The sequence below is a fragment of the Streptomyces globisporus C-1027 genome, assembly GCF_000261345.2.
In the GTDB taxonomy this organism is placed as follows: Bacteria; Actinomycetota; Actinomycetes; order Streptomycetales; family Streptomycetaceae; genus Streptomyces; species Streptomyces pakalii.
In genome coordinates, this window is sequence record NZ_CP013738.1 from 5322622 (window position 1) to 5344547 (window position 21926).

23 protein-coding genes are annotated in these 21926 nt (G+C 72.3%); 14 read left to right on the top strand and 9 right to left on the bottom strand.

What is annotated here, in order from left to right; genetic code table 11:
• The first annotated feature begins 16 nt into the window (after nt 1–16).
• Both dapE and WQO_RS23580 read left to right on the top strand, forming a co-directional pair.
• Complete coding sequence (dapE, locus tag WQO_RS23575) at nt 17–1108, top strand: succinyl-diaminopimelate desuccinylase (protein WP_010061633.1); 1092 nt, start codon at nt 17–19, stop codon at nt 1106–1108.
• A gap of 93 nt (nt 1109–1201) precedes the next feature.
• Nucleotides 1202–1987 carry an LOG family protein gene (locus WQO_RS23580; RefSeq protein WP_010061632.1) on the top strand — a complete coding sequence of 262 codons (786 nt, stop codon included), beginning with the start codon at nt 1202–1204 and terminating at the stop codon, nt 1985–1987.
• A 225-nt stretch (nt 1988–2212) separates the two neighbouring features.
• Here WQO_RS23580 and folP read toward each other — a convergent pair whose 3' ends face one another.
• A complete protein-coding gene (gene folP / locus WQO_RS23585) occupies nt 2213–3085 on the bottom strand; it encodes a dihydropteroate synthase (RefSeq protein ID WP_010061631.1) in 873 nt (290 codons plus the stop codon).
• A gap of 129 nt (nt 3086–3214) precedes the next feature.
• Here folP and WQO_RS23590 point away from each other — a divergent pair, with 129 nt between their 5' ends.
• On the top strand, nt 3215–3628 hold the full coding sequence (locus tag WQO_RS23590; protein WP_418082127.1) for a cell division protein DivIVA: 414 nt from the start codon (nt 3215–3217) through the stop codon (nt 3626–3628).
• Entirely contained in the window at nt 3625–4218 is a 594-nt protein-coding gene (locus tag WQO_RS23595; RefSeq protein ID WP_010061629.1) for a DNA-3-methyladenine glycosylase I, read from the top strand. Before WQO_RS23590 ends, WQO_RS23595 begins: the two co-directional genes overlap by 4 nt.
• A gap of 7 nt (nt 4219–4225) precedes the next feature.
• Here the strand turns inward: WQO_RS23595 and chcB are convergent, their stop codons facing one another.
• On the bottom strand, nt 4226–5038 hold the full coding sequence (gene chcB, locus WQO_RS23600) for a 2-cyclohexenylcarbonyl CoA isomerase (protein ID WP_010061628.1): 813 nt from the start codon (nt 5036–5038) through the stop codon (nt 4226–4228).
• Between the two features lie 316 nt (nt 5039–5354).
• Between chcB and WQO_RS35275 the strand changes: the two genes are divergently transcribed.
• Nucleotides 5355–5522 carry a DUF3117 domain-containing protein gene (locus tag WQO_RS35275; protein ID WP_003966491.1) on the top strand — a complete coding sequence of 56 codons (168 nt, stop codon included), beginning with the start codon at nt 5355–5357 and terminating at the stop codon, nt 5520–5522.
• Between the two features lie 88 nt (nt 5523–5610).
• On the opposite strand, the gene WQO_RS23605 is transcribed toward WQO_RS35275, so the two are convergent.
• On the bottom strand, nt 5611–6276 hold the full coding sequence (locus WQO_RS23605; RefSeq protein ID WP_023609280.1) for an O-methyltransferase: 666 nt from the start codon (nt 6274–6276) through the stop codon (nt 5611–5613).
• A 177-nt stretch (nt 6277–6453) separates the two neighbouring features.
• Here WQO_RS23605 and sigE point away from each other — a divergent pair, with 177 nt between their 5' ends.
• The 5 genes from sigE to WQO_RS23630 all read left to right on the top strand — a co-directional run bounded on the left by sigE (nt 6454) and on the right by WQO_RS23630 (nt 11795).
• Nucleotides 6454–7215, top strand: a complete 762-nt coding sequence (gene sigE, locus WQO_RS23610) for an RNA polymerase sigma factor SigE (protein ID WP_172593797.1) — start codon at nt 6454–6456, stop codon at nt 7213–7215.
• Nucleotides 7212–8282, top strand: a complete 1071-nt coding sequence (locus WQO_RS23615; protein WP_010061625.1) for an anti-sigma factor family protein — start codon at nt 7212–7214, stop codon at nt 8280–8282. Before sigE ends, WQO_RS23615 begins: the two co-directional genes overlap by 4 nt.
• 92 nt (nt 8283–8374) lie before the next feature.
• Nucleotides 8375–10369: a trypsin-like peptidase domain-containing protein gene (locus tag WQO_RS23620; RefSeq protein WP_010061623.1), complete on the top strand. Its 1995-nt coding sequence runs from the start codon at nt 8375–8377 to the stop codon at nt 10367–10369.
• A gap of 131 nt (nt 10370–10500) precedes the next feature.
• Complete coding sequence (locus WQO_RS23625) at nt 10501–11001, top strand: sec-independent translocase (RefSeq protein WP_010061622.1); 501 nt, start codon at nt 10501–10503, stop codon at nt 10999–11001.
• A 125-nt stretch (nt 11002–11126) separates the two neighbouring features.
• On the top strand, nt 11127–11795 hold the full coding sequence (locus tag WQO_RS23630) for a hypothetical protein (protein WP_010061621.1): 669 nt from the start codon (nt 11127–11129) through the stop codon (nt 11793–11795).
• 94 nt (nt 11796–11889) lie between these two features.
• Here the strand turns inward: WQO_RS23630 and WQO_RS23635 are convergent, their stop codons facing one another.
• Genes WQO_RS23635 through WQO_RS23645 form a run of 3 tightly spaced genes read right to left on the bottom strand, consistent with a single transcriptional unit; the run spans nt 11890 to nt 14900 of the window.
• Nucleotides 11890–13023, bottom strand: a complete 1134-nt coding sequence (locus tag WQO_RS23635) for an Mrp/NBP35 family ATP-binding protein (RefSeq protein WP_010061620.1) — start codon at nt 13021–13023, stop codon at nt 11890–11892.
• A 43-nt stretch (nt 13024–13066) separates the two neighbouring features.
• A complete protein-coding gene (locus tag WQO_RS23640) occupies nt 13067–13627 on the bottom strand; it encodes a DUF1003 domain-containing protein (protein ID WP_010061619.1) in 561 nt (186 codons plus the stop codon).
• Nucleotides 13614–14900, bottom strand: coding sequence for a magnesium transporter MgtE N-terminal domain-containing protein (locus WQO_RS23645; protein WP_030810489.1), 1287 nt, complete (start codon nt 14898–14900; stop codon nt 13614–13616). The genes WQO_RS23640 and WQO_RS23645 overlap by 14 nt, the downstream gene beginning before the upstream one ends.
• 265 nt (nt 14901–15165) lie before the next feature.
• On the opposite strand from WQO_RS23645, the gene WQO_RS23650 reads away from it, so the two are divergent.
• Nucleotides 15166–15933 carry a hypothetical protein gene (locus WQO_RS23650; protein ID WP_029182380.1) on the top strand — a complete coding sequence of 256 codons (768 nt, stop codon included), beginning with the start codon at nt 15166–15168 and terminating at the stop codon, nt 15931–15933.
• Between the two features lie 19 nt (nt 15934–15952).
• Here WQO_RS23650 and WQO_RS23655 read toward each other — a convergent pair whose 3' ends face one another.
• Nucleotides 15953–16489 carry a hypothetical protein gene (locus tag WQO_RS23655; protein WP_010061616.1) on the bottom strand — a complete coding sequence of 179 codons (537 nt, stop codon included), beginning with the start codon at nt 16487–16489 and terminating at the stop codon, nt 15953–15955.
• A gap of 51 nt (nt 16490–16540) precedes the next feature.
• Nucleotides 16541–17671 carry a magnesium and cobalt transport protein CorA gene (locus WQO_RS23660; RefSeq protein WP_010061614.1) on the bottom strand — a complete coding sequence of 377 codons (1131 nt, stop codon included), beginning with the start codon at nt 17669–17671 and terminating at the stop codon, nt 16541–16543.
• Nucleotides 17672–18137: 466 nt separating this feature from the next.
• On the opposite strand from WQO_RS23660, the gene WQO_RS23665 reads away from it, so the two are divergent.
• Nucleotides 18138–18722, top strand: a complete 585-nt coding sequence (locus tag WQO_RS23665; protein ID WP_010061613.1) for a suppressor of fused domain protein — start codon at nt 18138–18140, stop codon at nt 18720–18722.
• 20 nt (nt 18723–18742) lie between these two features.
• Here the strand turns inward: WQO_RS23665 and WQO_RS23670 are convergent, their stop codons facing one another.
• Nucleotides 18743–19981, bottom strand: a complete 1239-nt coding sequence (locus WQO_RS23670; RefSeq protein WP_010061612.1) for an MFS transporter — start codon at nt 19979–19981, stop codon at nt 18743–18745.
• Nucleotides 19982–20147: 166 nt separating this feature from the next.
• On the opposite strand from WQO_RS23670, the gene WQO_RS23675 reads away from it, so the two are divergent.
• Together WQO_RS23675 and WQO_RS23680 are read left to right on the top strand one after the other, a co-directional pair.
• The gene (locus WQO_RS23675; protein ID WP_010061611.1) at nt 20148–20825 is read left to right on the top strand and encodes a DUF6758 family protein; all 678 of its coding nucleotides are present in this window, start codon (nt 20148–20150) and stop codon (nt 20823–20825) included.
• A 99-nt stretch (nt 20826–20924) separates the two neighbouring features.
• On the top strand, nt 20925–21791 hold the full coding sequence (locus WQO_RS23680) for a PHP domain-containing protein (RefSeq protein ID WP_010061610.1): 867 nt from the start codon (nt 20925–20927) through the stop codon (nt 21789–21791).
• Nucleotides 21792–21926: the final 135 nt, after the last annotated feature.

Below are 21926 nucleotides of genomic sequence, written 5' to 3' on the forward strand. Positions count from 1 at the left end.
GCTTAGGGTCGGGTCCATGGCCGACAGCACCCTTGACCCCGCCCTTGACCTCACCCTGGACGGACCGGCGCTCACCGCCCGGCTCGTCGACTTCCCCTCGGTCAGCGGGGAGGAGAAGGCCCTCGCCGACGCGATCGAATCGGCCCTGCGCGCCCTGCCGCACCTCACCGTCGACCGGTACGGCAACAACGTCGTCGCCCGCACGAACCTGGGCCGCGCCGAGCGTGTCGTCCTCGCCGGGCACATCGACACCGTGCCGATCGCCGACAACGTCCCCTCCCGCCTCGACGGGAACGGCATCCTCTGGGGTTGCGGGACCTCCGACATGAAGTCCGGCGTCGCCGTCCAGCTCCGGATCGCCGCGACGGTCCCCGAGCCCAACCGCGACCTGACCTTCATCTTCTACGACAACGAAGAGGTCGCCGCCCACCTCAACGGCCTCGGTCACATCGCCGACGCGCACCCCGACTGGCTCGCCGGAGACTTCGCCGTCCTCCTGGAGCCCTCCGACGGCGAGGTCGAGGGCGGCTGCCAGGGCACCCTGCGGGTCCACCTGCACACGACGGGGGAGCGGGCCCACTCCGCGCGCAGCTGGATGGGGTCCAACGCGATCCACACCGCCGCCCCGGTCCTGGCCGCCCTCGCCGCGTACGAGCCCCGCCGCCCCGTCATCGACGGCCTCGAATACCACGAGGGCCTCAACGCGGTCGGCATCGAGGGCGGCGTCGCCACCAACGTCATCCCGGACGCCTGCACCGTCGTCGTCAACTACCGCTACGCCCCCGACCGCACCGAGGAGGAGGCCGTCGCCCACGTCCGCGAGGTCTTCGCCGACTGCGGCGTGGCCGAGATCGTCATCGACGACCACTCCGGCGCCGCGATGCCCGGCCTCTCCCACCCCGCCGCCCAGGCCTTCATGACCGCCGTCGGCGGCACGGCCCGGCCCAAGTTCGGCTGGACCGACGTCTCCCGCTTCGGCGCGCTCGGCGTCCCCGCGGTGAACTACGGACCCGGCGACCCGATGTACGCCCACAAGCGTGACGAGCACGTGGCCGTCGACAAGATCACCCACTGCGAGGAGCGCCTCCGCTCCTGGCTGACCGACTGACCCGCTGACCGCTCGACGCACGACATTCCCCCCTCCGTAACCTCCGCCGATCTACGCTGGCCGGACGAAGCAGGCTGGTGGAGGGAGCGGAACATGGGCAACGCCGAAGACGCACGGATCCCCGAGGGTGCGGAGGTTCCCGAGGGCGCGGTCAGCCCCGGGGAACAGTGGCTGGGCCCGGTCCTGCGCCGCAGGGAGCAGGTCCAGCCCGGTACGACCGATCAGCGGCTGCTGGACTCCGAGGGCGACTCCGAGTGGGTGCACACCGACCCGTGGCGGGTGATGCGCATCCAGTCGGAGTTCGTCGAGGGCTTCGGCGCGCTCGCCGAACTGCCGAGCGCGATCAGCGTCTTCGGCTCGGCCCGCACCCCCGCCGGATCGCCGGAGTACGAGGCCGGGGTGGCGATCGGCAAGGCCCTGGTCGACGCGGGCTTCGCGGTGATCACCGGCGGCGGCCCGGGTGCGATGGAGGCGGCCAACAAGGGCGCCCGGGAGGCCAAGGGCGTCTCGGTCGGCCTCGGCATCGAGCTGCCCTTCGAGTCGGGCCTCAACCCGCACGTCGACATCGGCGTCAACTTCCGCTACTTCTTCGTCCGCAAGACGATGTTCGTGAAGTACGCGCAGGGCTTCGTGGTCCTGCCCGGCGGCCTCGGCACCCTCGACGAACTCTTCGAGGCCCTGACCCTCGTCCAGACCGGCAAGGTCACCCGCTTCCCGATCGTCCTGTTCGGCACGGCCTACTGGGGCGGCTTGATCGACTGGCTCCGCGACACGGTGGTGGCCCAGGGCAAGGCATCGGAGAAGGACCTGCTGCTCTTCCACGTGACGGACGACGTGGAGGAAGCGGTGATGCTGGTGACGAAGGAGGTCGGGCGGTAGCTGCTTCTGCCCACCCGGCGAACTCAAGCCCGCCCGGCGTTCGAGGGCATCTTCGACCGGCACCTTCCGGGCGGGCTGGGGTGGCCGTGTCGGCCGGGCCGCGTAAAAATCAAGCCCGTCCGGCGCTTGAGGACATCCTTTCAGCCCCTCCGGCGCTTGGGGAGCGGGGCCCCGGGGCAGCGCCCCAGGCCCCGCCCGCCGGGGCAGGCCCCAGGCGGCAAGGAACTACGCCAGCCCCCGCCGGGCAACCGCCGGCGGCCGATGCCCGGCAATGGACGCCACCATGTCCAGAACCTGCCGCGTCTCCGCCACCTCATGCACCCGGTACACCCGCGCCCCCAGCCACGCCGACACCGCCGTCGTCGCCAGCGTCCCGATGACCCGCTCCTTCACCGGCCGGTCCAGCGTCTCGCCCACGAAGTCCTTGTTGGACAGGGACACCAGCACCGGCCACCCGGTACCGGCCATCTCCTCCAGACGCCGCGTCGCCTCCAGCGAATGCCGCGTGTTCTTCCCGAAGTCGTGCCCCGGATCGATCATGATCCCGTCCGGCCGCACACCGAGCTCCACCGCCCGCTCCGCAAGCCCCACCGTCACCCGCAGGATGTCCGCCATGACGTCGTCGTACGCGATCCGGTGCGGCCGCGTCCGCGGCTCCGCGCCGCCCGCGTGCGTGCACACGAGCCCCGCCCCGTACCGCGCGGCGACCTCCGCCAGCTTCGGGTCCACCCCGCCCCACGCGTCGTTCAGCACATCCGCCCCGGCCTCGCAGACCGCCTCGCCCACGTCGTGCCGCCAGGTGTCCACGCTGATCACCACGTCCGGGTGGCGGCGGCGGACCTCGGCGACGAACCCGACCGTGCGGCGCGCCTCCTCCTCGGCGGTCACCTCCTCGCCGGGGCCCGCCTTCACCCCGCCGATGTCGATGATCGCCGCGCCCTCGGCCACCGCCTGCTCGACCCGGGCGAGCGCCGGCTCGTCCCGGAACGTGGCGCCCTGGTCGTAGAAGGAGTCCGGGGTCCGGTTCACGATCGCCATGATCACCGGCTCGTGCGGGCCGAATTCCCGCCGCCCCAGCCTGAGTGCCCCGCTGCGCATCCCGTCTTTCCTCCTCAGATAACCGGCTACGACCCGCCTGCCGACCCTACGGCCTTTCGTGGCCCGGCCCCGACCTGTCGGTGCCGCATGGCACGATCGGAGCCGGACGAGGTTTCCGCCCCCGGGGAGATGCGCGTGTTCTGGTTCTTGCTGCTCACGATGGTCGTGGTCGTCACCGCGGTCACCCTCGCGGTGGTCGGGGGCGGTGGGAGCGCGGTGCTCCAGGACGTACCGCCCGAGCGGTTCACCGACCCGCTGCCCGCAGCCCGCCCCGTCGGCCGGGCGGACATCGAGGTGCTGCGCCTGCCCATGGCCCTGCGCGGCTACCGGATGATGGACGTCGACGAGGCGCTGTCCCGCCTCGGCGCCGAGCTGGCAGAGCGCGACGCCCGGATCGCGGAGCTGGAATCGACCCTGGCCGGGGACCGGGCGGCCGCGGTGACGGCGGGTACCGACCTGTTCAAGCAGCCCGGCGACCGGCCCGAGGCCGAACCGGCCGGCCGCGCGGACGGCCCGGACGGCACCGAGGAGGACGGCCGATGAGCGGCGGAGCCGTGGCCGCCCCCGACGGCAGGCTGCGCTGCCCCTGGGGCCTGTCCACCGAGGACTACCTCGCCTACCACGACACCGAGTGGGGCCGGGCGGTCCACGGGGACGACGCCCTGTTCGAGCGGCTCTGCCTGGAGGCCTTCCAGTCCGGGCTCTCCTGGCTCACGATCCTGCGCCGCCGCGAGACCTTCCGTACCGCCTTCGAGGGATTCCGGATCGAGGCGGTCGCGAAGTTCACCGACACCGACCGGGAACGGCTCCTGGCCGACCCGGGGATCATCCGCAACAAGGCCAAGGTCGACGCGACCCTCGCCAACGCGAAGGTCCTCGCCGGCTGGCCGGCCGGCGAGCTGGACGAGCTGATCTGGTCCTACGCCCCCGACCCGGCCGGCCGCCCCGCCCCGCGCACGCTGTCGGACGTCCCGGCCGTCACACCGGAGTCCACCGCGCTCGCCAAGGCGCTGAAGAAACGCTCGATCCGCTTCGTCGGCCCCACCACCGCCTACGCGCTGATGCAGGCCTGCGGCCTGGTCGACGACCACCTCGCGGACTGCGTGGCGCGCGGCGGCGGCCTGCCCCGCTGAGGCGCGGCTACTTCCCGAGGTAGACCGGCTTCTCCTTCGCGAGGAACGCCTCCACCGCGATGGTGTGGTCCTGCGACGCGCCCGCCCGGGTCTGGAGTTCGTCCTCCTTCTCCAGGGTCTCGGCGAGCGTGTGCCCGGCGGCGTACGCCATCGACTCCTTCAGCGCCGCGTACGCCACCGTGGGCCCGGCGGCCAGGGTGCGGGCCACGGCCGCCGCCTGCTCGGCCAGTTCGGCCGCCGGGACGACCCGGTTGACGATCCCCAGCTCCAGCGCGTCCTGGGCGGAGATCGACCGGGGGAAGAACAGCAGATCGGCGGCGCGGCTCTGCCCGATCAGCCGGGGCAGGGTCCAGGACACACCCGAGTCGGCGGTGAGTGCGACGCCCGCGAACGAGGTGTTGAAGGAGGCGGTGTCCGCGACCACCCGGTAGTCGGCCGCCAGCGCGAAACCGAACCCGGCCCCGGCCGCGACGCCGTTCACCCCGGCCACGACCGGCTTCGCCATCTCCGTGATCGCCCGCACGATCGGGTTGTAGTGCTCCCGCACCGTACTCAGCGCGTTGCCGCCGCCCGAATCGCGGGTCGCCGCGAGCGTGGCGATGTGCTCCTTGAGGTCCTGGCCGACGCAGAAGGCGCGCCCGGTGGCCGTGAGCAGAACCGCCCGGACCTCCGGGTCCGCCGACGCCTCCAGCAACGCGTCCCGCAGCGCGATCTTCGCCGCCGTGCTCAGCGCGTTCATCGCGTCGGGTCGGTTGAGCGTGATCGTCGCGAGCCCCTCGCTCACGTCGTACAGAACGGTGTTCGCCTGCTCGTCGGCCATTCCGGTTTCCCCTCGCTGCTCGGGCGTCGTTGCTCCTTGCAGGCAAGCATGGCCGACGCCGACCGGGGCAGAGATGTGACCTGCGTCTAACAATTGGCTCTCACCTGGAGGTCCGGGGCGGCGCAGTATCGCAGCCGGATCGCCGAATTGGGTGGTTTTGGGAAAGCGCGTTGCGCAAGCGATGCAGACCGATGTTGGTCATCGGGGTCGTTGATGCGGGATAATGGCGAAGAAGCAATGTGTTCGATGCCGGTGAGGCAGCGCCTGTCATGGGGCCGCCGGTTGCGATGAGCTGGTTTCAGGAAGGGGAACGAGCATGGCGGCCATGAAGCCGCGGACGGGCGACGGCCCGCTCGAGGTGACAAAGGAGGGGCGGGGCATCGTCATGCGCGTTCCGCTCGAAGGCGGCGGTCGGCTTGTTGTCGAGCTGACTCCGGACGAGGCCGATGCCCTCGGCGACGCGCTGAAGAAGGTCGTCGGCTGACGCGGAACGCCCATCACCTTCACGACTGCCCGGCACGGTCTCCGTGCCGGGCAGTCGTGCGTTCGCTCGTCCGTGTTCCCGAGGCCGCTCAGCCGCGCCGGACGGCGCAGAGCAGCCCGTCGCCGACCGGCAGCAGGGTCGACATCAGCTCCTGGCTCTCGCGCACCGCGCGCAGCAGCTCCCGCAGCCGCAGCACCTCGGCCGGCTGGGCCGCCGAGTCGATGGTGCGGCCGTCCGCGAAGACCCCCTCGAAGCAGACCAGACCGCCCGGACGCAGCAGGCGCAACGATTCAGCGAGCACGTCGAGGCTCTCCAGCCGGTCCCCGTCGCAGAAGACGAGGTCGTAACCGCCGTCCGCGAGCCGGGGCAGGACGTCCAGGGCGCGGCCGGGGATGAACCGGGCCCGGTTGGTGGCGAAACCCGCCGCGCGGAACGCCTCCCGGGCGAACTGCTGACGCTCGGGCTCGGGGTCCACCGTGGTCAGGACCCCGTCCGGCCGCATGCCGTGCAGGAGATAGATGCCGGACACGCCCGTGCCCGTACCGATTTCCGCCACCGCTTTGGCGTCCGCGGCGGCGGCCAGCAGGCGCAGCGCGGCGCCGGTGCCCGGTGACACCGGGCGAAGCCCCAGCTCGCGAGCCCGCTCCCGGGCCACGTGCAGTGCTTCGTCCTCGGCGACAAAGGCGTCGGCGAACGCCCAGCTCGTCTGCCGGTTGGCGGTAATGACCCTCTCCTGTCCCCGTAGTTGGCGCAACGGTGACTGTATCCGCTGGACCCGGGAACCCGCAGATGGGACCGGGCGTTGTGCAAGGAGTGGGGAAAGCGCAGCGACCGGGTCCGCGGATCGGACCGGTGAGCTGGGTGAAAGCCCCGGGCGACGCCCGGCCCCAACAGGGAAAAGGCTTATCCGGAGCTAACGGGCGAGGTGGCTATGGTAGGGGCTCCACTGGACACCACCAGAGCCGATAGGGGAGGTGCGGCTGCGCCTGTGGACCGGGGAGGGGTGCTGCGGCGCCTGCTCAGGTCGGCCGGTGAGCCGAAATCCGTGACCAACATTGCTGACCGTTCTTCCGAAGACTCCGCACCGACCGCGACCTTCGCCTCTGATGCGGACTCTCAGGCGTGGACCCCGCCCTCATGGGAAGAGATCGTCAGCACGCACAGCGGTCGTGTGTACCGCCTTGCCTACCGGCTGACGGGAAACCAGCACGACGCCGAGGACCTCACCCAGGAGGTCTTCGTCAGAGTGTTCCGCTCGCTGTCGACGTACACACCCGGCACCTTCGAGGGCTGGCTGCACCGCATCACGACCAACCTCTTCCTGGACATGGTCCGGCGCAAGCAGCGCATCCGCTTCGACTCGCTCGGCGACGACGCGGCCGAGCGGCTGCCGAGCCGTGAGCCGTCCCCGCAGCAGATCTTCAACGACACCCACTTCGACGCCGACGTGCAGCAGGCGCTGGACACCCTCGCGCCCGAATTCCGTGCGGCCGTGGTCCTCTGCGACATCGAGGGCCTCAGTTACGAGGAGATCGCCGCCACCCTCGGCGTGAAGCTCGGGACCGTGCGCAGCCGGATCCACCGCGGCCGCTCGCATCTGCGCAAGGCGCTCAAGCACCGTTCGCCCGAGGCCCGCGCCGAGCAGCGCTCCCTGGCGGACGCGGTCCTGGCGGGGGAGGGCGGACTGGCGTGAGTGGCACAGGTCCGACCGGTCCCACCCCTGCCGAAGCGCACCTGGGGGACCGGCTCGCCGCGCTGGTCGACGGCGAGCTGAAACACGACGCCCGTGAGCGGGTCCTGGCCCACCTGGCGACCTGCGCCAAGTGCAAGGCCGAGGCCGACGCCCAGCGCCGCCTCAAGAGCGCCTTCGCCATGTCCGCCTCACCCTCGCCCTCCGAGGGGTTCCTGGCCCGCCTGCAGGGCCTTCCCGGGGGTCCCGGCGGCGACGACACCGGCTCCGGCGGCCCGTTCGGCGGCCGGGGGCCCTTCGCCGACGAGTTCTTCCCCGGACTGCGGGCCTCCGGCGCCGGCACCCGCGCCGACAGCGGGCCCTCCCCGCTGGACGGTTTCGGATACCTCCCCGCCACCCACGGCTCCACCGCGGTGCTGCGCGGCGGGGCCGCCTCCGGTTCGGCCTTCCGCATACACGAGGTGGGCCGGGAAGCGGACCGCTCGCCCTGGCGCGGGCGTCGCTTCGCGTTCGCCGCGGCCAGCGCCGTCTCCCTCGCCGCGATCGCGCTGGGCGGCACCCTGCCGCTGGACTCCGGCCCCGAATCCTCCCTGCGCGCCGAGGGCGCCGGGAACAACGTCACCCCGCTCGACGCCGAGACCCGCGCCGAGAACGGCGCCACGGCGGTCAGCCGCCGGGGCGGCGGCGCCCTCGCGGTGACCGGCGAAGGCCGGGCCCCCGAGCGGCCGGGCTCCGGCAGCGCCGAGACCGGCACGAACGCGGTGCCCCCGTCGCTCACCGGGACGACCCCGGTGGTTCCGGCCGTCACCTCTCCGGTGAACCGGCAGGGACCGCCGACCGCGCCGCCACTGTTCGGCACTGCGGCCTCGGGCGGACACCCGTTCATGCTCCCCGTGCTGAACGTGTCCGTGCCGCCGCTGATACGCCCGGCGGCCTCCGGCACCCCGCTGCTGGCGGCGGCGCTCGGCAGCGGTGCGGTGCCGAAGACGGTTCCCTCCTCGCTGCCCTCGGGGCTGCCCCCCGGCTCGCCCGCCAACGATCTGGCGAGCCCGCTTTCCCCCCGGCCCTGACGGGACCCTGCGCAGGGTTTCGCAAACCTGGTTGAATTCCGGTGAGGGACGCCTCTGGGGGGCGTACGACAGAGGCCAGTTGCGGGGAGAGCATGGACGACGGGAAGCCCACCGGGCCGCAGGCGAAGTGGTGGAGCCGCCCCACGAGGCGCGCCGCCCACCCGGAGCCGGCCGGCGGCCCGGCCCCGGCGAACGCCCCGGAGCCGGAGGAGCCCGCTGCGGTCCCGGCCGCCCTGGACCAGGCGCCGGCCGCTCCGGTTCCTGCTGTCCCGGACCAGGCTCCCGCCCCGGCTCCGGCCGAGCCTTCCTCCACGGCCCCCGTCGCCCCGGACCAGGCGCCGGCCGCCCCGGCTCCGGCTGTCCAGGACGCGGTCCCGGCCGCCCCGGATCAGGCGTCCGCCCCGGCCTCGCGTTCCGACGCGGCCGCCCCGGCCGACGAGCCCGGAGGGCAGGAGATTCCGCGCCCCCGGCCGTCCGGGCAGCCGTTGCACGAGCCCGACGAGTACAGCACCCCGCCCTACGGCGGTCCCGGCCCCTGGGCGCCCGCCCCGCCGGTGCAGCGGCCGACCCCGGCCCACGGCACCGTCGTACCGCCGGGGGCCGGCGGACCGTCCCCGCAGTACCCCGCGACGAACGGCGCCGGAATCCCGGCCCCGGTCCCGCCGCCGGCCCCCGCGCCCGCACCGCATCCCGCGCCCGCCGACGGCCACACGCCCCCGCACGCCCAGCCCGCCGGAGCCTTCGCGGCCGCACAGCCCGCGCCCGCCGACGCCTTCCCGCCCCCGCACGCCGCGCCCACCGACACCTACGCACCGCCGCCCCCGCAGCCCCACGCCCACGCCCAGCAGCCCGCTCACCCGGCCCCCGGCCAGCAGCACCAGCAGACGCAGTGGCTCCAGTACGACCCCTGGGGCGCTCCGGGGCAGCCGTTCACCCGGCCCGGTCCGCCCGAGGGCGCCGAGCCCGGGCGGAAGAAGAAGCGGCGCGGCGGGGCCTTCGTGGGGGTGCTCCTGCTGGCCCTGGTCGCCAGCGGCATCGGCGGCGGAGTCGGCGCGTACATCGAGCGCAACGGCGGGCTGACCACCGTCGAACTGCCCCAGGCGGGCCGGGACAACGGCGACCGGGCCCCCGACAGCGTCGCGGGCATCGCCGCGAGCGCCCTGCCCAGCGTGGTCACCCTCCACGTCAGCGGAACCGCGGAGTCCGGCACCGGCACCGGCTTCGTCCTCGACGGCCAGGGCCACATCCTCACCAACAACCACGTCGTCGCCCCGGCCGGATCCAGCGGCGACATCACCGTCACGTTCAGCACCGGTGAGACGGCCTCCGCCGAACTCGTCGGCAAGGACAGCGGCTACGACCTCGCGGTCGTCCGGGTCCGCGGGGTCTCCGGCCTCAAGCCCCTGCCCCTGGGCAACTCCGACAACGTCCGGGTCGGCGACCCCGTGGTGGCCATCGGCGCCCCCTTCGACCTGTCCAACACGGTGACCTCGGGCATCATCAGCGCCAAGCAGCGGCCGATCACCGCGGGCGGCGAGAAGGGCGACGGCAGCGACATCAGCTACGTCGACGCCCTCCAGACCGACGCCCCGATCAACCCGGGCAACTCCGGCGGCCCCCTCGTCGACTCCCAGGCCCACGTCATCGGCATCAACAGCGCCATCCGCGCGGCCGACAGCGGGGGAGGCCCCGAGTCCGGCGGCCAGTCCGGTTCCATCGGCCTCGGCTTCGCTATACCCATCAACCAGGGCAAGCGCGTCGCGGAGGAGCTGATCAGCACCGGCAAGGCCACCCACCCGGTGATCGGCGTCACGCTGGACATGAAGTACACCGGCGACGGGGCCAAGGTCGGCACCAAGGACGCCGACGGCGGGCCCGCCGTCGCCAAGGACGGCCCCGCGGACAAGGCGGGCATCAAGTCCGGCGACGTGATCACGCAGGTCGAGGGCCAGCGCGTGCACAGTGGCGAGGAGCTGATCGTGAAGATCCGGGCCCACCGCCCCGGCGACGATCTCGACCTCAAGCTGACCCGCGGCGGCGGGGAACGGACCGTGACCCTGAAGCTCGGTTCGGCGAGCGGCACGTGATCCGGCATGTGAGCGCCACCGCGAGGTACCGCCCGGACACCTTCGACAGGTACCTTTGACCGGTCCGGGCCGCAGGGGGACCCGGGCCGCGATCGCACGGAGAACACGCGGAGAACACGAGGAGCAACAAGGTGTTCAATGACATCGGCGCACTGGAGCTGCTGACGCTCGGGGTGCTGGCCGTGCTGGTCTTCGGCCCCGACAAGCTGCCCAAGCTGATCCAGGACGTCACGCGCACCATCCGCAAGATCCGTGAGTTCTCGGACAGCGCCAAGGAAGACATCCGTTCCGAGCTGGGCCCGCAGTTCAAGGACTTCGAGTTCGAGGACCTCAACCCCAAGACGTTCGTCCGCAAGCAGCTGATGGACGGCAACGACGACCTGGGGCTGAAGGAGATCCGCGAGAGCTTCGACCTGCGCAAGGACCTGGCCGACGTCACCGACGCGGTCAACGGCCGCACCCCGGCCGCGTCCGATACCGCCAACAGTGCGGCGAACGGCTCTGCGGGCGCGTCGGCCGGCGCCCCCTCCACCAGCCTGGCCAAGACCGGCGACACCGCTCCTGACCTGCTGAAGAAGGCTCCTTCGCCGGCTCAGCCCGAGCGCCCGCCGTTCGACTCCGACGCCACCTGAGCCCCGGTCAATCCCGACTCGTCCGGACGGTATCGCTATTCTCCATCTGTCCGGTTGCGAGGACGCCCAAGCCCGCGGGGGGCGGGCCGCTCCGGATCCTGACCGATCGAGGAGCGGCCGCGCACATGGAGACGACGAGTCGGATTGATACGGACGGTGTCCCGGGCACGGCCACGGCGGAGGAGCCGCAGGAGGCCCCGGCGGCCCGGCAGGCCGCCGACGGCTACCGGGCGGCGACCTTCCCCTGGTACGGGCTGGACGAGGCCTTCACGGGCCCGCGCTGGCTGATGCAGGTCGGCACCGCGGCCGACGGCACCGTGCAGCACGGTGCGACCGGGCACGGTGACGAGCCGTCGGTGAAGTCGGACGGCTCCGTTGACAAGGAGCGGTTCGCCGCGGTGATCACGGTGGCCGCGAGCCCCGTGCGGCGCAGCGGCGACGGTACGGGGGTGCTGGACGCCACCACGGTGTCCTCGGCGGCCTGGCTCGCGGGCTCCGGCCTACTGGCGTACACCTGGCCGCCGCAGATGGACCACACCCTGCGCGACGACTGGCTGGACCAGCAGACCGAGACGGCGTTCACCCTCGCCGACGACCTCGGCAGCGCGCCCTGGACGACCCTCACCCTGCCGGTGGACGGGGTTCCGGTGGAGTTCCACTACCGCGAGTCCGAGTTCGGCTGGGTCCTCGCCGGATCCGCCCACGAGGGCGTGCACATCGGGGCGTACGGCCGGGGGATGAGCGCGTACGGTCTCGGCTTCGCGGTCATCAAGGACATCGGGACGTACGCGTAACGACCGCGGGAGCAGGAAGCACGACCAGCACGCGACAGGGCGGGCCGGATGACCACCGGCCCGCCCTGTCGTCCGTGTGTACCGGCCCGGTGGGTCAGAACTTGTTGCGCGGGGTGATCCCCAGCGACATGCCCGACAGGCCGCGCTGACGGCCGCCCAGCTTCGCCGCGATCGAGCGCAGCGCACTGCCGGCCGGGGAGTCGGGGTCGGACAGGACGACCGGCTTGCCCTCGTCGCCGCCCTCGCGCAGCCGCAGGTCGATCGGGATCGCGCCGAGCACCGGCACCTCGGCGCCGATCGTGCGGGTCAGGCCCTCCGCGACCCGCGCGCCGCCGCCCGAGCCGAACACGTCGACCGTCTCGTCGCAGTGCGGGCACGGCATGCCCGACATGTTCTCCACCACGCCGACGATCTTCTGGTGGGTCTGCACGGCGATCGAGCCGGCCCGCTCGGCGACCTCGGCCGCCGCCTGCTGCGGGGTCGTGACGACCAGGATCTCGGCGCCCGGCACGAGCTGCGCCACCGAGATCGCGATGTCGCCGGTGCCCGGCGGCAGGTCGAGCAGCAGGACGTCCAGGTCGCCCCAGTACACATCGGCGAGGAACTGCTGGAGCGCCCGGTGCAGCATCGGACCACGCCACACGACGGGCTCGTTGCCCGGGGTGAACATGCCGATGGAGATGACCTTCACGCCGTGCGAGGACGGCGGCATGATCATGTTCTCGACCTGGGTGGGCTTGCCGTCCGCGCCGAGCATCCGGGGCACGCTGTGCCCGTAGATGTCGGCGTCCACGACGCCGACCTTCAGCCCGTCGGCCGCCATCGCCGCGGCGAGGTTCACCGTCACCGAGGACTTGCCGACGCCGCCCTTGCCGGAGGCGACCGCGTACACCCGGGTCAGCGAGCCGGGCTGGGCGAAGGGCACCTCGCGCTCGGCGGTGCCGCCGCGCAGCGAGCTCGCCAGCTCCTTGCGCTGTTCGTCGCTCATGACGTCGAGGGTCACGTCGACCCGCGAGACGCCCTCGACCCGGGCGACCGCGTCGGTCACGTTCCGGGTGATCGTGTCGCGCATCGGGCAGCCGGAGACCGTGAGATACACCGTGACAGCGACTACACCGTCAGGATCGATCTCGACCGATTTCACCATGCCCAGCTCGGTGATCGGGCGGTGGATCTCCGGGTCGTTCACTGTCGACAGTGCCTCAAGCACCGCGTCTTCCGTAGCCATACAGACGATGTTACGGCGCGCGGGCCTACGGACGGGTAGCCCGTCAGCGGTCGCCTTCGTCACTCTCGGCCGGGAACAGCACCTGCCGCTCCTCCATGTCCTTCACCATGTCCTGGAGCTCCGAGCGGATCCAGTCCCGGGTGGCGACCTCGCCCAGGCCCATCCGCAGGGCCGCGATCTCCCGCGTCAGGTACTCGGTGTCGGCGATGGAGCGCTCGTTCTGCTTGCGGTCCTGCTCGTGCGTGACCCGGTCGCGGTCGTCCTGCCGGTTCTGCGCGAGGAGGATCAGCGGCGCGGCGTACGAGGCCTGGAGCGAGAGCATCAGCGTCAGGAAGATGAACGGGTACTGGTCGAACCGCAGGTCCTTGGGCGCGAAGATGTTCCACAGCACCCAGATGATGATGATCAGCGTCATCCAGACGATGAACCGCCCGGTCCCCAGGAAGCGCGCGATCCGCTCCGAGAACCGGCCGAACGCCTCCGGGTCGTACTCCGGCAGCAGCCGCCGGCGCGGCGCCTTCGGCTGGTCCAGCCGGGTACGCGGGGGCCGCACCAGCCCGGAGGAACCGGTCGAGGACGCCTTGGACCGCTCATCGCCCGCCACGATCGACCCCCTCCTCCCCGTGCAGATCCGTCAGGTCCGTCTCGCGCCAGTCGTCCGGCAGCAGATGGTCCAGGACGTCGTCCACGGTCACCGCGCCCAGCAGCGAACCGCTCTCGTCCACGACCGGCGCCGACACCATGTTGTACGCGGCCAGATAGCTGGTGACCAGCGGCAGCGGGGTGTCCGGCCGCAGCGGCACCAGATCGCTGTCCACGATCGAGCTGACCAGGGTGAACGGCGGGTCGCGCAGCAGCCGCTGGAAGTGCACCGTGCCCAGGTACTTGCCCGTGGGGGTCTCGTCGGGCGAGCGGCACACGTACACCTGCGCGGCCAGCGCGGGCGACAGGTCCGCCTGCCGTACGCGGGCCAGCGCGTCCGCCACCGTGGCGTCCGGGCGCAGCACGATCGGCTCGGTCGTCATCAGACCGCCCGCCGTGCGCTCCTCGTACGACATCAGGCGGCGTACGTCGGCGGCGTCGTCCGGCCGCATCAGCGCCAGCAGCCGTTCCTTGTCGTCCTCCGGCAGCTCCGAGAGCAGGTCCGCCGCGTCGTCGGGGTCCATCGCCTCCAGGACGTCGGCGGCCCGCTCCTCGGCGAGCTTGCCGATGATCTCCACCTGGTCGTCCTCGGGCAGCTCCTCCAGGACGTCGGCGAGCCGGTCGTCGTCCAGGGCCGCGGCCACCTCCACCCGGCGCTTGGGCGAGAGGTGGTGCAGGGCGTTGGCCACGTCGGTGGGCCGCAGCCGCTCGAACGTGGCGACCAGGTTCTCCGCGCCCTGCCCGTGCTCCTCCAGCGAGAAGCCGCTGACCGCCGACCACTCCACCGTCAGCGTCTCGCCCTTGCGGCGCAGCGCCCCGCCACGTCCCTTGCGGACGAAGTACTTGTCGATCTCCCAGTCGCGGCGGGCCGGCAGCTGCTGGATGGCCACGTCCAGGACGGTGACCTCCTCGTCGCCCTCGACCAGCCGGACCCGCCGGTCCAGGAACTCGCCGAGGACGAGCCGCTCGGTGGGCCGCTGTTCGAAGCGCCGCATGTTGACGACGCCGGTGGTGATGACCTGGCCGGACTCGACGCCGGTCACCCGGGTCATCGGCAGGAAGATCCGGCGGCGGCTGATCACCTCGACCACAAGGCCCAGGATGCGCGGCGGACGTCCGCCGACCCGCAACATCGCCACCAGGTCGCGGACCCGGCCGACCTGGTCGCCGTTGGGGTCGAAGACGGGCACCCCGGACAGGTGCGAGACGAAGACCCTGGGGGTGACCGCCGCCATCCGCCGCCTCCTTCGTCCGTCCGTGTCCGTGTGGTCCCGTATCCGACCGGAACCGTTTCGTCCGGTCCGTGGCCGTGCGTCCCCGACCGTCCCGGTCCGCCGTCGCCGACCAGCGGATTTCGCCGGTACGCCGGGATCAGGCTAGCCCGTACCGCCGTGCCGCGCCCCGGCGGACCCGGCCGTACGGCTGGCTGCCGGACGGTGCGCGCTCCCCAGGTACGCTGCCGTCTGCTACCCCCGATCGCAGTGGAGAGGCAGTGCGCCCGTGACCTCTTTTGCCCCGGCCGTGCGGAACCATCGCCGGACCGCCCTCGCTCTCGTGCTGTGCGGAGGGCTCACCGTGGCCCTGGCCGCCTGCGGCACGGAGGAGGACCCGGACAAGGGGACCAACGGCGTCGCCAGACTCTCCGCCGCCCAGATCGACAAGAAGGCCAGAGCGGCGGCCGACGCGGCCAGTGCCGTACGCCTGTCGGGCACGCTCGTCAGCAAGGGCGGCACCTACGAGCTGGACATGAAGCTCAACGCCGAGGGCGGCATGGGCTCGGTGACCTCGAAGAAGCAGAGCTTCGCGCTGCTGCGGGTCGAGGACGAGCTGTACCTCAAGGCGCCCGCCGAGTTCTGGACCCACGAGGGCAGCGGGGGCGAGGGCGAGACCGCCGACGCGGCGGCCGCCGACAAGCTGGGCGGCAAGTACGTGAAGGTCCCCGAGGGCGACCCCAGCTACCGCCTGCTGCGCGGTTTCACCGACAAGAAGGTCCTGCTCGACGGGCTCCTCGCGCTCCACGGCACGCTCAACAAGGGCGGCCGGGACACGGTCGCCGGGCAGCGCACCATCCAGGTCCTCGGCGGCAAGGGGGAGGGCGGGGCCTTCGACGTCTCGCTGGAGAAGGAGCCGTATCCGGTACGGGTGGCCCGGGGCGGCGGCGGGGGAACGGTCTCGCTGGCGGACTGGGGTCAGGCCTTCCCACTGGCGGCCCCCGAGAAGGACGACACCGTCGACTACGGCGGCCAGCTCCCCAAGTCCTCCGGCTGAGCCCCGGGCCCGGCCCCGCTCAGCCCTTCCGGCGGCGCTTCAGCAGCAGCCGGGGGACCGCTGCCGGGACGGGCTCCCGGGTGGTGGCCGCGGTCGGCAGCGGAACGGCCGCCAGCGAGGTGTCCGGCAGCTCGGTGCTCACCGCCTCGGGCGTCAGCCGTACCAGCGTGCACGTGCGCGCCCACCGCTCGGGCATCGCCTCGGCGTCCGGCGCGTTCAGCCGCTTGCCCTTCAGCTCGGCGACCGCCGCCTCCCACTCCTCGGAGCGCGGCGCCAGGAAACGTACCGCCGCACTCCAGGCGACGATCCGGCCGCCCTTGTCCTTGCTGCGTACGGTCACCTCGGCGCGGCCACCGTCGGCCAGGCCCTCCGGCAGCGGCTGCTCGCCGGGGCCGCCGCCGACCAGGAGCGCCGCGCCCTCGTGCCAGACGTGCCAGACGGCACGGGCGGGCCCGGAGCCCCGGACCCAGACCAGGCCCGACTTCTTGGTGGCCTCCTCGGCGAGGGCCCGCTCCAGCAGGCCGGCGGCGGCGTCGGTCGCGGCGGCGTCAGTCATGGGGGCGAGCTTAGACGGGCCTCGGGGCTTCTCGTCCGGATCGGGCCGGGCTCACAGCCAGCCGTTGCGCTTGAGGATGCGGTAGATCGAGAAGCAGACCGCCCCGATCACGCCGAGCACCAGCGGATAGCCGTACTTCCACTCCAGCTCCGGCATGTAGTCGAAGTTCATGCCGTAGACCCCGCAGATCATCGTCGGCACGGCGATGATCGCCGCCCAGGAGGTGATCTTGCGCATGTCCTCGTTCTGCGTGACCGTCGCCTGCGCCAGATTGGCCTGGAGGATCGAGTTCAGCAGCTCGTCGAAGCCGAGGACCTCTTCCTGGACCCGGGCGAGGTGGTCGGCGACATCGCGGAAGTACTTCTGGATGTCGGGGTCGATCAGGCGCATCGGACGCTCGCTCAGCAGCTGCATGGGGCGCAGCAGCGGGGACACCGCCCGCTTGAACTCCAGCACCTCGCGCTTGAGTTGGTAGATCCGGCCCGCGTCCGAGCCGCGTGCGGAGCCCTTCGCCGGGGTGGAGAAGACATCGATCTCCACCTCGTCGATGTCGTCCTGCACGGCCTCGGCCACCGCGATGTACCCGTCGACCACATGGTCGGCGATGGCGTGCAGCACGGCGGACGGGCCCTTGGCGAGCAGCTCCGGATCGTCCTGGAGCCGGTGGCGCAGAGCGCGCAGGGAGCCCTGGCCGCCGTGCCGGACGGTGATGACGAAGTCCCGGCCGGTGAAGCACATCACCTCACCGGTCTCCACGACCTCGCTGGTCGCGGTCAGTTCGGCGTGCTCCACGTAGTGGATCGTCTTGAAGACGGTGAACAGCGTGTCGTCGTACCGCTCCAGCTTGGGCCGCTGGTGGGCGTGGACGGCGTCCTCCACCGCCAGCGGGTGCAGCCCGAACTCCCGGGCGATGCCCGCGAATTCGGCCTCCGTCGGCTCGTGCAGACCGATCCAGGCGAAGCCGCCCTCCTCCCGCACCTGGAGCATCGCCTCGTGCGGGGTCGGGGTGGCGGGCGTCACCAGCCGGCGGCCGTCGCGGTAGACCGCGCAGTCGACGACGGCGCTGGAGGCGGACGGGTCGCGGGTGGTGTCGTACGCGCTGTAAGGGGCGCTGTTCTTACGGAGGGACGGGCGCAGGGAGGACGGGCGCACGGCGGCGCGCAGGTCACGGATCATCGACATGGCTGGCTCCTTCACGGAGGGCCGTCGGCGAGGGCGTGGAACAGCCCGGAATGGGGACGTGGGCTCACGTCCGCAAAGCGGGCTCCACCGCGCGGGCGCGATGACGGCGTTCGCTACAGACAGGCAAAATGCGCTACAGGCAGGCAGGAACGAAGGGCTCTTCCGTCACGCGGACCGCTGTCGGGAAGTCGTCCGGACACGACGGCGATGTCGGCCCGGGCGACCGACGGGAGACGTCGGATCAGCGGGAGAGGTGAGGCTCGGAAGAGCGGTCGGTACTGCACGGTCGACTTGGATCCATAGCAGTCCCCACCTCCTCCGGCCGGTCCCCCTTGGGGGACGACGTGTCGTCGGGACGAAGAAGAGCGACGCTTCTGCGTGCTGTCCCGACCGGCGGCCAGGCTATCAGCCGCTCAAGGCCCAATCCCGTACTTTGCCCATTCACCACGCGATCTATGCTCACCGCATGGCAGAAATTCTTCCGCTGGTCGAGGCCCGGCTCCGTTCCGCCCTCGGGGAACCGGACGCCCGCGCCGATGTGACGTTCCTCGGTACCGACCGCATCGAGGTGCTGCGCTTCCTCGACGGCGACATCGTGCGCTACGCGACGCTCGGCATGTCGGGCGCGCCGATGGCCGATCCCACCTCCCCGCTCGCCGACCCGGTGAAGGGGCCCCGGGCCGAGCTGATCCTCTCCGTACGGGGCGGAATCGCCGACACCGACCAGGTGCTGCGCCCGCTGGCCGTGCTGGCCGCCTCCCCGCAGGTCGAGGGGCTGATCGTGGCCCCGGGCGCCTCGCTGGACCTGGGGAAGCCGCTGTGGACCGGGGCGCCGTTCACCTCGGTGCTGGTCGCGGAGTCCGGCGGTCTGGTGGAGGACCTGGAGCTGGACGAGCCGATGGAGCCGGTCTGCTTCCTGCCGCTGCTGCCGATGACGCACAACGAGGCCGCCTGGAAGCGGGTGCGCGGCGCGCAGGAGCTCCAGGAGCGGTGGCTGACGCACGGTACGGACCTGCGCGACCCGCTGCGCACGTCCGTACCGCTGGACTGACCGGTCCCCCTGAGGAGGCGTCAGTCGGCGAAGACCGTCACGCTGTCCTCCATCGCGTGGGCCGGCTCCAGCTCCTCGGCCTCGTGGGTCAGCGCCGTACGCCGGGCGACCACGACGGCCGCTCCGACCAGGGCGGCGAGCGCGGCGACGACGAACGGGACGTGGATGTCGGTCCACTCCTCGATCTTCGGGGCGAGGAAGGGGGCCGCCGCCGCGGCGAACCAGCGGACGAAGTTGTAGCCGGCGCTGGCCACCGGGCGCGGGGCGTCGGAGACCCCGAGGGCCAGTTCGGTGTAGACGGTGTTGTTCATGCCGATGAACGCGCCGGAGACGATCGTGGCGACGATCGCCGTGGTGTGGCTGCCGTACCCGAGGACCAGCAGGTCGGCGGCGAGCAGCACCAGCGAGCCCCCGAGCACCTTGAGCGAGCCGAAGCGGCGCTGGAGGCGCGGGGCGACCAGCACGGAGAAGACGGCGAGCAGCAGGCCCCAGGCGAAGAAGACAGCGCCCGACTTGTACGGGGTCATGTCCAGCACGAACGGTGTGAAGGCCAGGATCGTGAAGAAGGCGTAGTTGTAGAAGAACGCCGAGGCCGCCACCGAGGCCAGGCCGCCGTGGCCCAGCGCCTTGACGGGATCGAGCAGTGAGGTCTTCACGGCGGGCTTCGGCTGCTCCTTGAGGAACGCGGCGATGCAGAGGAAGCCGATCGCCATCAGCGCGGCCGTGCCGAAGAACGGGTAGCGCCAGCTGGCGTCCCCGAGCAGCGCGCCGAGCAGCGGTCCGCACGCCATGCCGAGGCCGAGCGCCGACTCGTACAGCAGGATCGCCGCCGCGCTGCCGCCCGCCGCCGCTCCGACGATCACCGCGAGGGCGGTCGAGACGAAGAGGGCGTTGCCCAGACCCCAGCCGGCCCGGAAGCCGACGAGTTCGGCGACGGAGGACGAGGTGCCGGAGAGCGCGGCGAAGACGATCACGAGCGCGAGACCGGCCAGCAGGGTCTTGCGGCCGCCGATGCGGCTGGAGACGAAGCCGGTGACCAGCATGGCGAAGGCGGTGATCAGGAAGTACGAGGTGAACAGCAGCGACACCTGGCTCGCCGAGGCGTCCAGCCCCTGGGCGATGGACGGCAGGATCGGGTCCACCAGGCCGATCCCCATGAAGGCCACGACCGAGGCGCCCGCCGTGGCCCAGACGGCCTTCGGCTGGCGCAGGATGCCGCCTCCGGTCGCTCCTTCGTCGAACGGATCCTCTTCCCGCATGGGCTCTCTCCTTCTCCCTCGGCCCCATCAGATCGATGCGTTATGCACAGAATAAGTTAGACAATCTAATAAATGCAAGCTACATCTACTTTCCCCGGTCAGGGCCACGCTGCGGACGGGTGATCGTCCTTGACGGGAGGACCGGCGGGGAGGACGGTTGGTCCTTATGAGGGGCGAACCCAGTTGCCCGAAGTGCGGTGGCCGGGTCAGGGCGCCCGGTCTCTTCGCCGACGCCTGGCAGTGCTCCGTGCACGGCCAGGTCCACCCGATGCAGCCGGTCGTCCCACCGAGCGTCGAGGCGCTCGGCGTCGTGGTGCACCGCACCCAGGTCCCCGTCTGGATGCCCTGGCCACTCCCCGTGGGCTGGCTGTTCACCGGGGCCGCCAGTGCGGGCGACGACCGCAGCGGCGGCCGTGCGAGCGCCGTGGCCTGCTCCGGACCCGGTCCGCTGGGCGGGATGGGCGAGCTGCTCCTCGTCGCCGAGGAGCTCGGCGTCGGACTCGGCGCCCGGTACGCCGGCATCGAGGGCCCCGACCCCGGTCACCACCTGAACGTCGACTCCGCCCCCGACGCCAAGGTCCACGCCGCCGGCCGCCCCACCCCGCTCTGGCACGTCCGGAACGCCCCGGAGGACCGCGCCGTCTTCGCGGGCGAGGCGCGGGGGCTGTGGCTCTGGGCGATCCTGTGGCCCGAGCAGTCGGGGCTCCTGATGTACGACGAGCTGGTCCTGACCGATCTGCGGGACGCCGGGGGAGAGGTGGACCTCGTCCCCTGCGGCGCGCTCACCCCGCGCCTGCTCACCGCCCCGGAGGCGCCGCCCCGGCAAGGCAAGAGCGAGCGGTAGATCACGTGGGCCAGAGGGCTTTCGCGGCCTGAGGCCTGGCCCGCGACGGTTATCCTTGAGCGGTCCCCCGTCCGCCCGCGAGCCCCGGAGTCAGCCGTCGTGCGTATCGACCTGCACACCCACTCCACCGCGTCGGACGGCACGGACACCCCCGCCGAGCTGGTCGCCAACGCCGCCGCCGCGGGCCTGGACGTCGTCGCGCTCACCGACCACGACACCGTGGGCGGCCACCAGCAGGCCATCGACGCGCTGCCCGAGGGGCTCACCCTCGTCACCGGGGCCGAACTCTCCTGCCGCGTCGACGGCGTGGGCATGCATCTGCTCGCCTACCTCTTCGACCCGGCCGACGCCGAGCTGGAGCGCGCCCGGGAACTCGTCCGCGACGACCGGGTGCCGCGCGCCCAGGAGATGGTCCGCAAGCTGCGCGCCCTCGACGTCCCCATCACCTGGGAGCAGGTCGCCCGCATCGCCGGGGACGGCTCGGTCGGCCGCCCGCACGTCGCCGCCGCCCTCGTCGAACTCGGCGTCGTCCCCACCGTCTCCGACGCCTTCACGCCCGACTGGCTGGGCAACGGCGGCCGGGCATACGCCGAGAAGCACGAGTTCGACCCCTTCGAGGCCGTCCGTCTGGTGAAGGCGGCGGGCGGGGTCGCCGTCTTCGCCCACCCGGGCGCGGCGAAACGCGGCGCGGTCGTCCCCGAGTCCACGATCGCCGCCCTCGCGGAGGCGGGCCTCGACGGCATCGAGGTCGACCACATGGACCACGACGAGCCCACCCGGGCCCGGCTGCGCGGCCTCGCCCGCGAACTGGGGCTGCTCACGACCGGCTCCAGCGACTACCACGGCAGCCGGAAGACCGTCGAGCTCGGCGCGTACACCACCGATCCCGAGATCTACGGCGAGATCACCCGGCGCGCGACCGGAGCCTTCCCGGTGCCGGGCGCCGGTGGAGCCGTCCGCCGCTGAGGCTCGCAGCACCTTCGCCGTACCCCGTTCACCTCCCCGCGCCCCTGTGCGTACCGTCGCGTGCCCGACGCATCGCGACGCCCGCTGCCAGGACCCGCGCCCCCTCCGTACCGCCCGCTCATCTCTCGCAAGGCT

Bases quoted from the DNA above. Each gene is read 5' to 3' on its own strand.
- chcB (WP_010061628.1), bottom strand. From the start codon at position 5,038: ATGGCCGACGAGCAGGCGAACACCGTTCTGTACGACGTGAGCGAGGGG.
- sigE (WP_172593797.1), top strand. From the start codon at position 6,454: ATGGTAGGGGCTCCACTGGACACCACCAGAGCCGATAGGGGAGGTGCG.
- WQO_RS23580 (WP_010061632.1), top strand. From the start codon at position 1,202: ATGGGCAACGCCGAAGACGCACGGATCCCCGAGGGTGCGGAGGTTCCC.
- WQO_RS23670 (WP_010061612.1), bottom strand. From the start codon at position 19,981: ATGCGGGAAGAGGATCCGTTCGACGAAGGAGCGACCGGAGGCGGCATC.
- WQO_RS35275 (WP_003966491.1), top strand. From the start codon at position 5,355: ATGGCGGCCATGAAGCCGCGGACGGGCGACGGCCCGCTCGAGGTGACA.
- folP (WP_010061631.1), bottom strand. From the start codon at position 3,085: ATGCGCAGCGGGGCACTCAGGCTGGGGCGGCGGGAATTCGGCCCGCAC.
- WQO_RS23645 (WP_030810489.1), bottom strand. From the start codon at position 14,900: ATGGCGGCGGTCACCCCCAGGGTCTTCGTCTCGCACCTGTCCGGGGTG.
- WQO_RS23590 (WP_418082127.1), top strand. From the start codon at position 3,215: ATGCGCGTGTTCTGGTTCTTGCTGCTCACGATGGTCGTGGTCGTCACC.
- WQO_RS23655 (WP_010061616.1), bottom strand. From the start codon at position 16,489: ATGACTGACGCCGCCGCGACCGACGCCGCCGCCGGCCTGCTGGAGCGG.
- WQO_RS23630 (WP_010061621.1), top strand. From the start codon at position 11,127: ATGGAGACGACGAGTCGGATTGATACGGACGGTGTCCCGGGCACGGCC.
- WQO_RS23620 (WP_010061623.1), top strand. From the start codon at position 8,375: ATGGACGACGGGAAGCCCACCGGGCCGCAGGCGAAGTGGTGGAGCCGC.
- WQO_RS23660 (WP_010061614.1), bottom strand. From the start codon at position 17,671: ATGTCGATGATCCGTGACCTGCGCGCCGCCGTGCGCCCGTCCTCCCTG.
- WQO_RS23675 (WP_010061611.1), top strand. From the start codon at position 20,148: ATGAGGGGCGAACCCAGTTGCCCGAAGTGCGGTGGCCGGGTCAGGGCG.
- WQO_RS23595 (WP_010061629.1), top strand. From the start codon at position 3,625: ATGAGCGGCGGAGCCGTGGCCGCCCCCGACGGCAGGCTGCGCTGCCCC.
- WQO_RS23635 (WP_010061620.1), bottom strand. From the start codon at position 13,023: ATGGCTACGGAAGACGCGGTGCTTGAGGCACTGTCGACAGTGAACGAC.
- WQO_RS23665 (WP_010061613.1), top strand. From the start codon at position 18,138: ATGGCAGAAATTCTTCCGCTGGTCGAGGCCCGGCTCCGTTCCGCCCTC.
- dapE (WP_010061633.1), top strand. From the start codon at position 17: ATGGCCGACAGCACCCTTGACCCCGCCCTTGACCTCACCCTGGACGGA.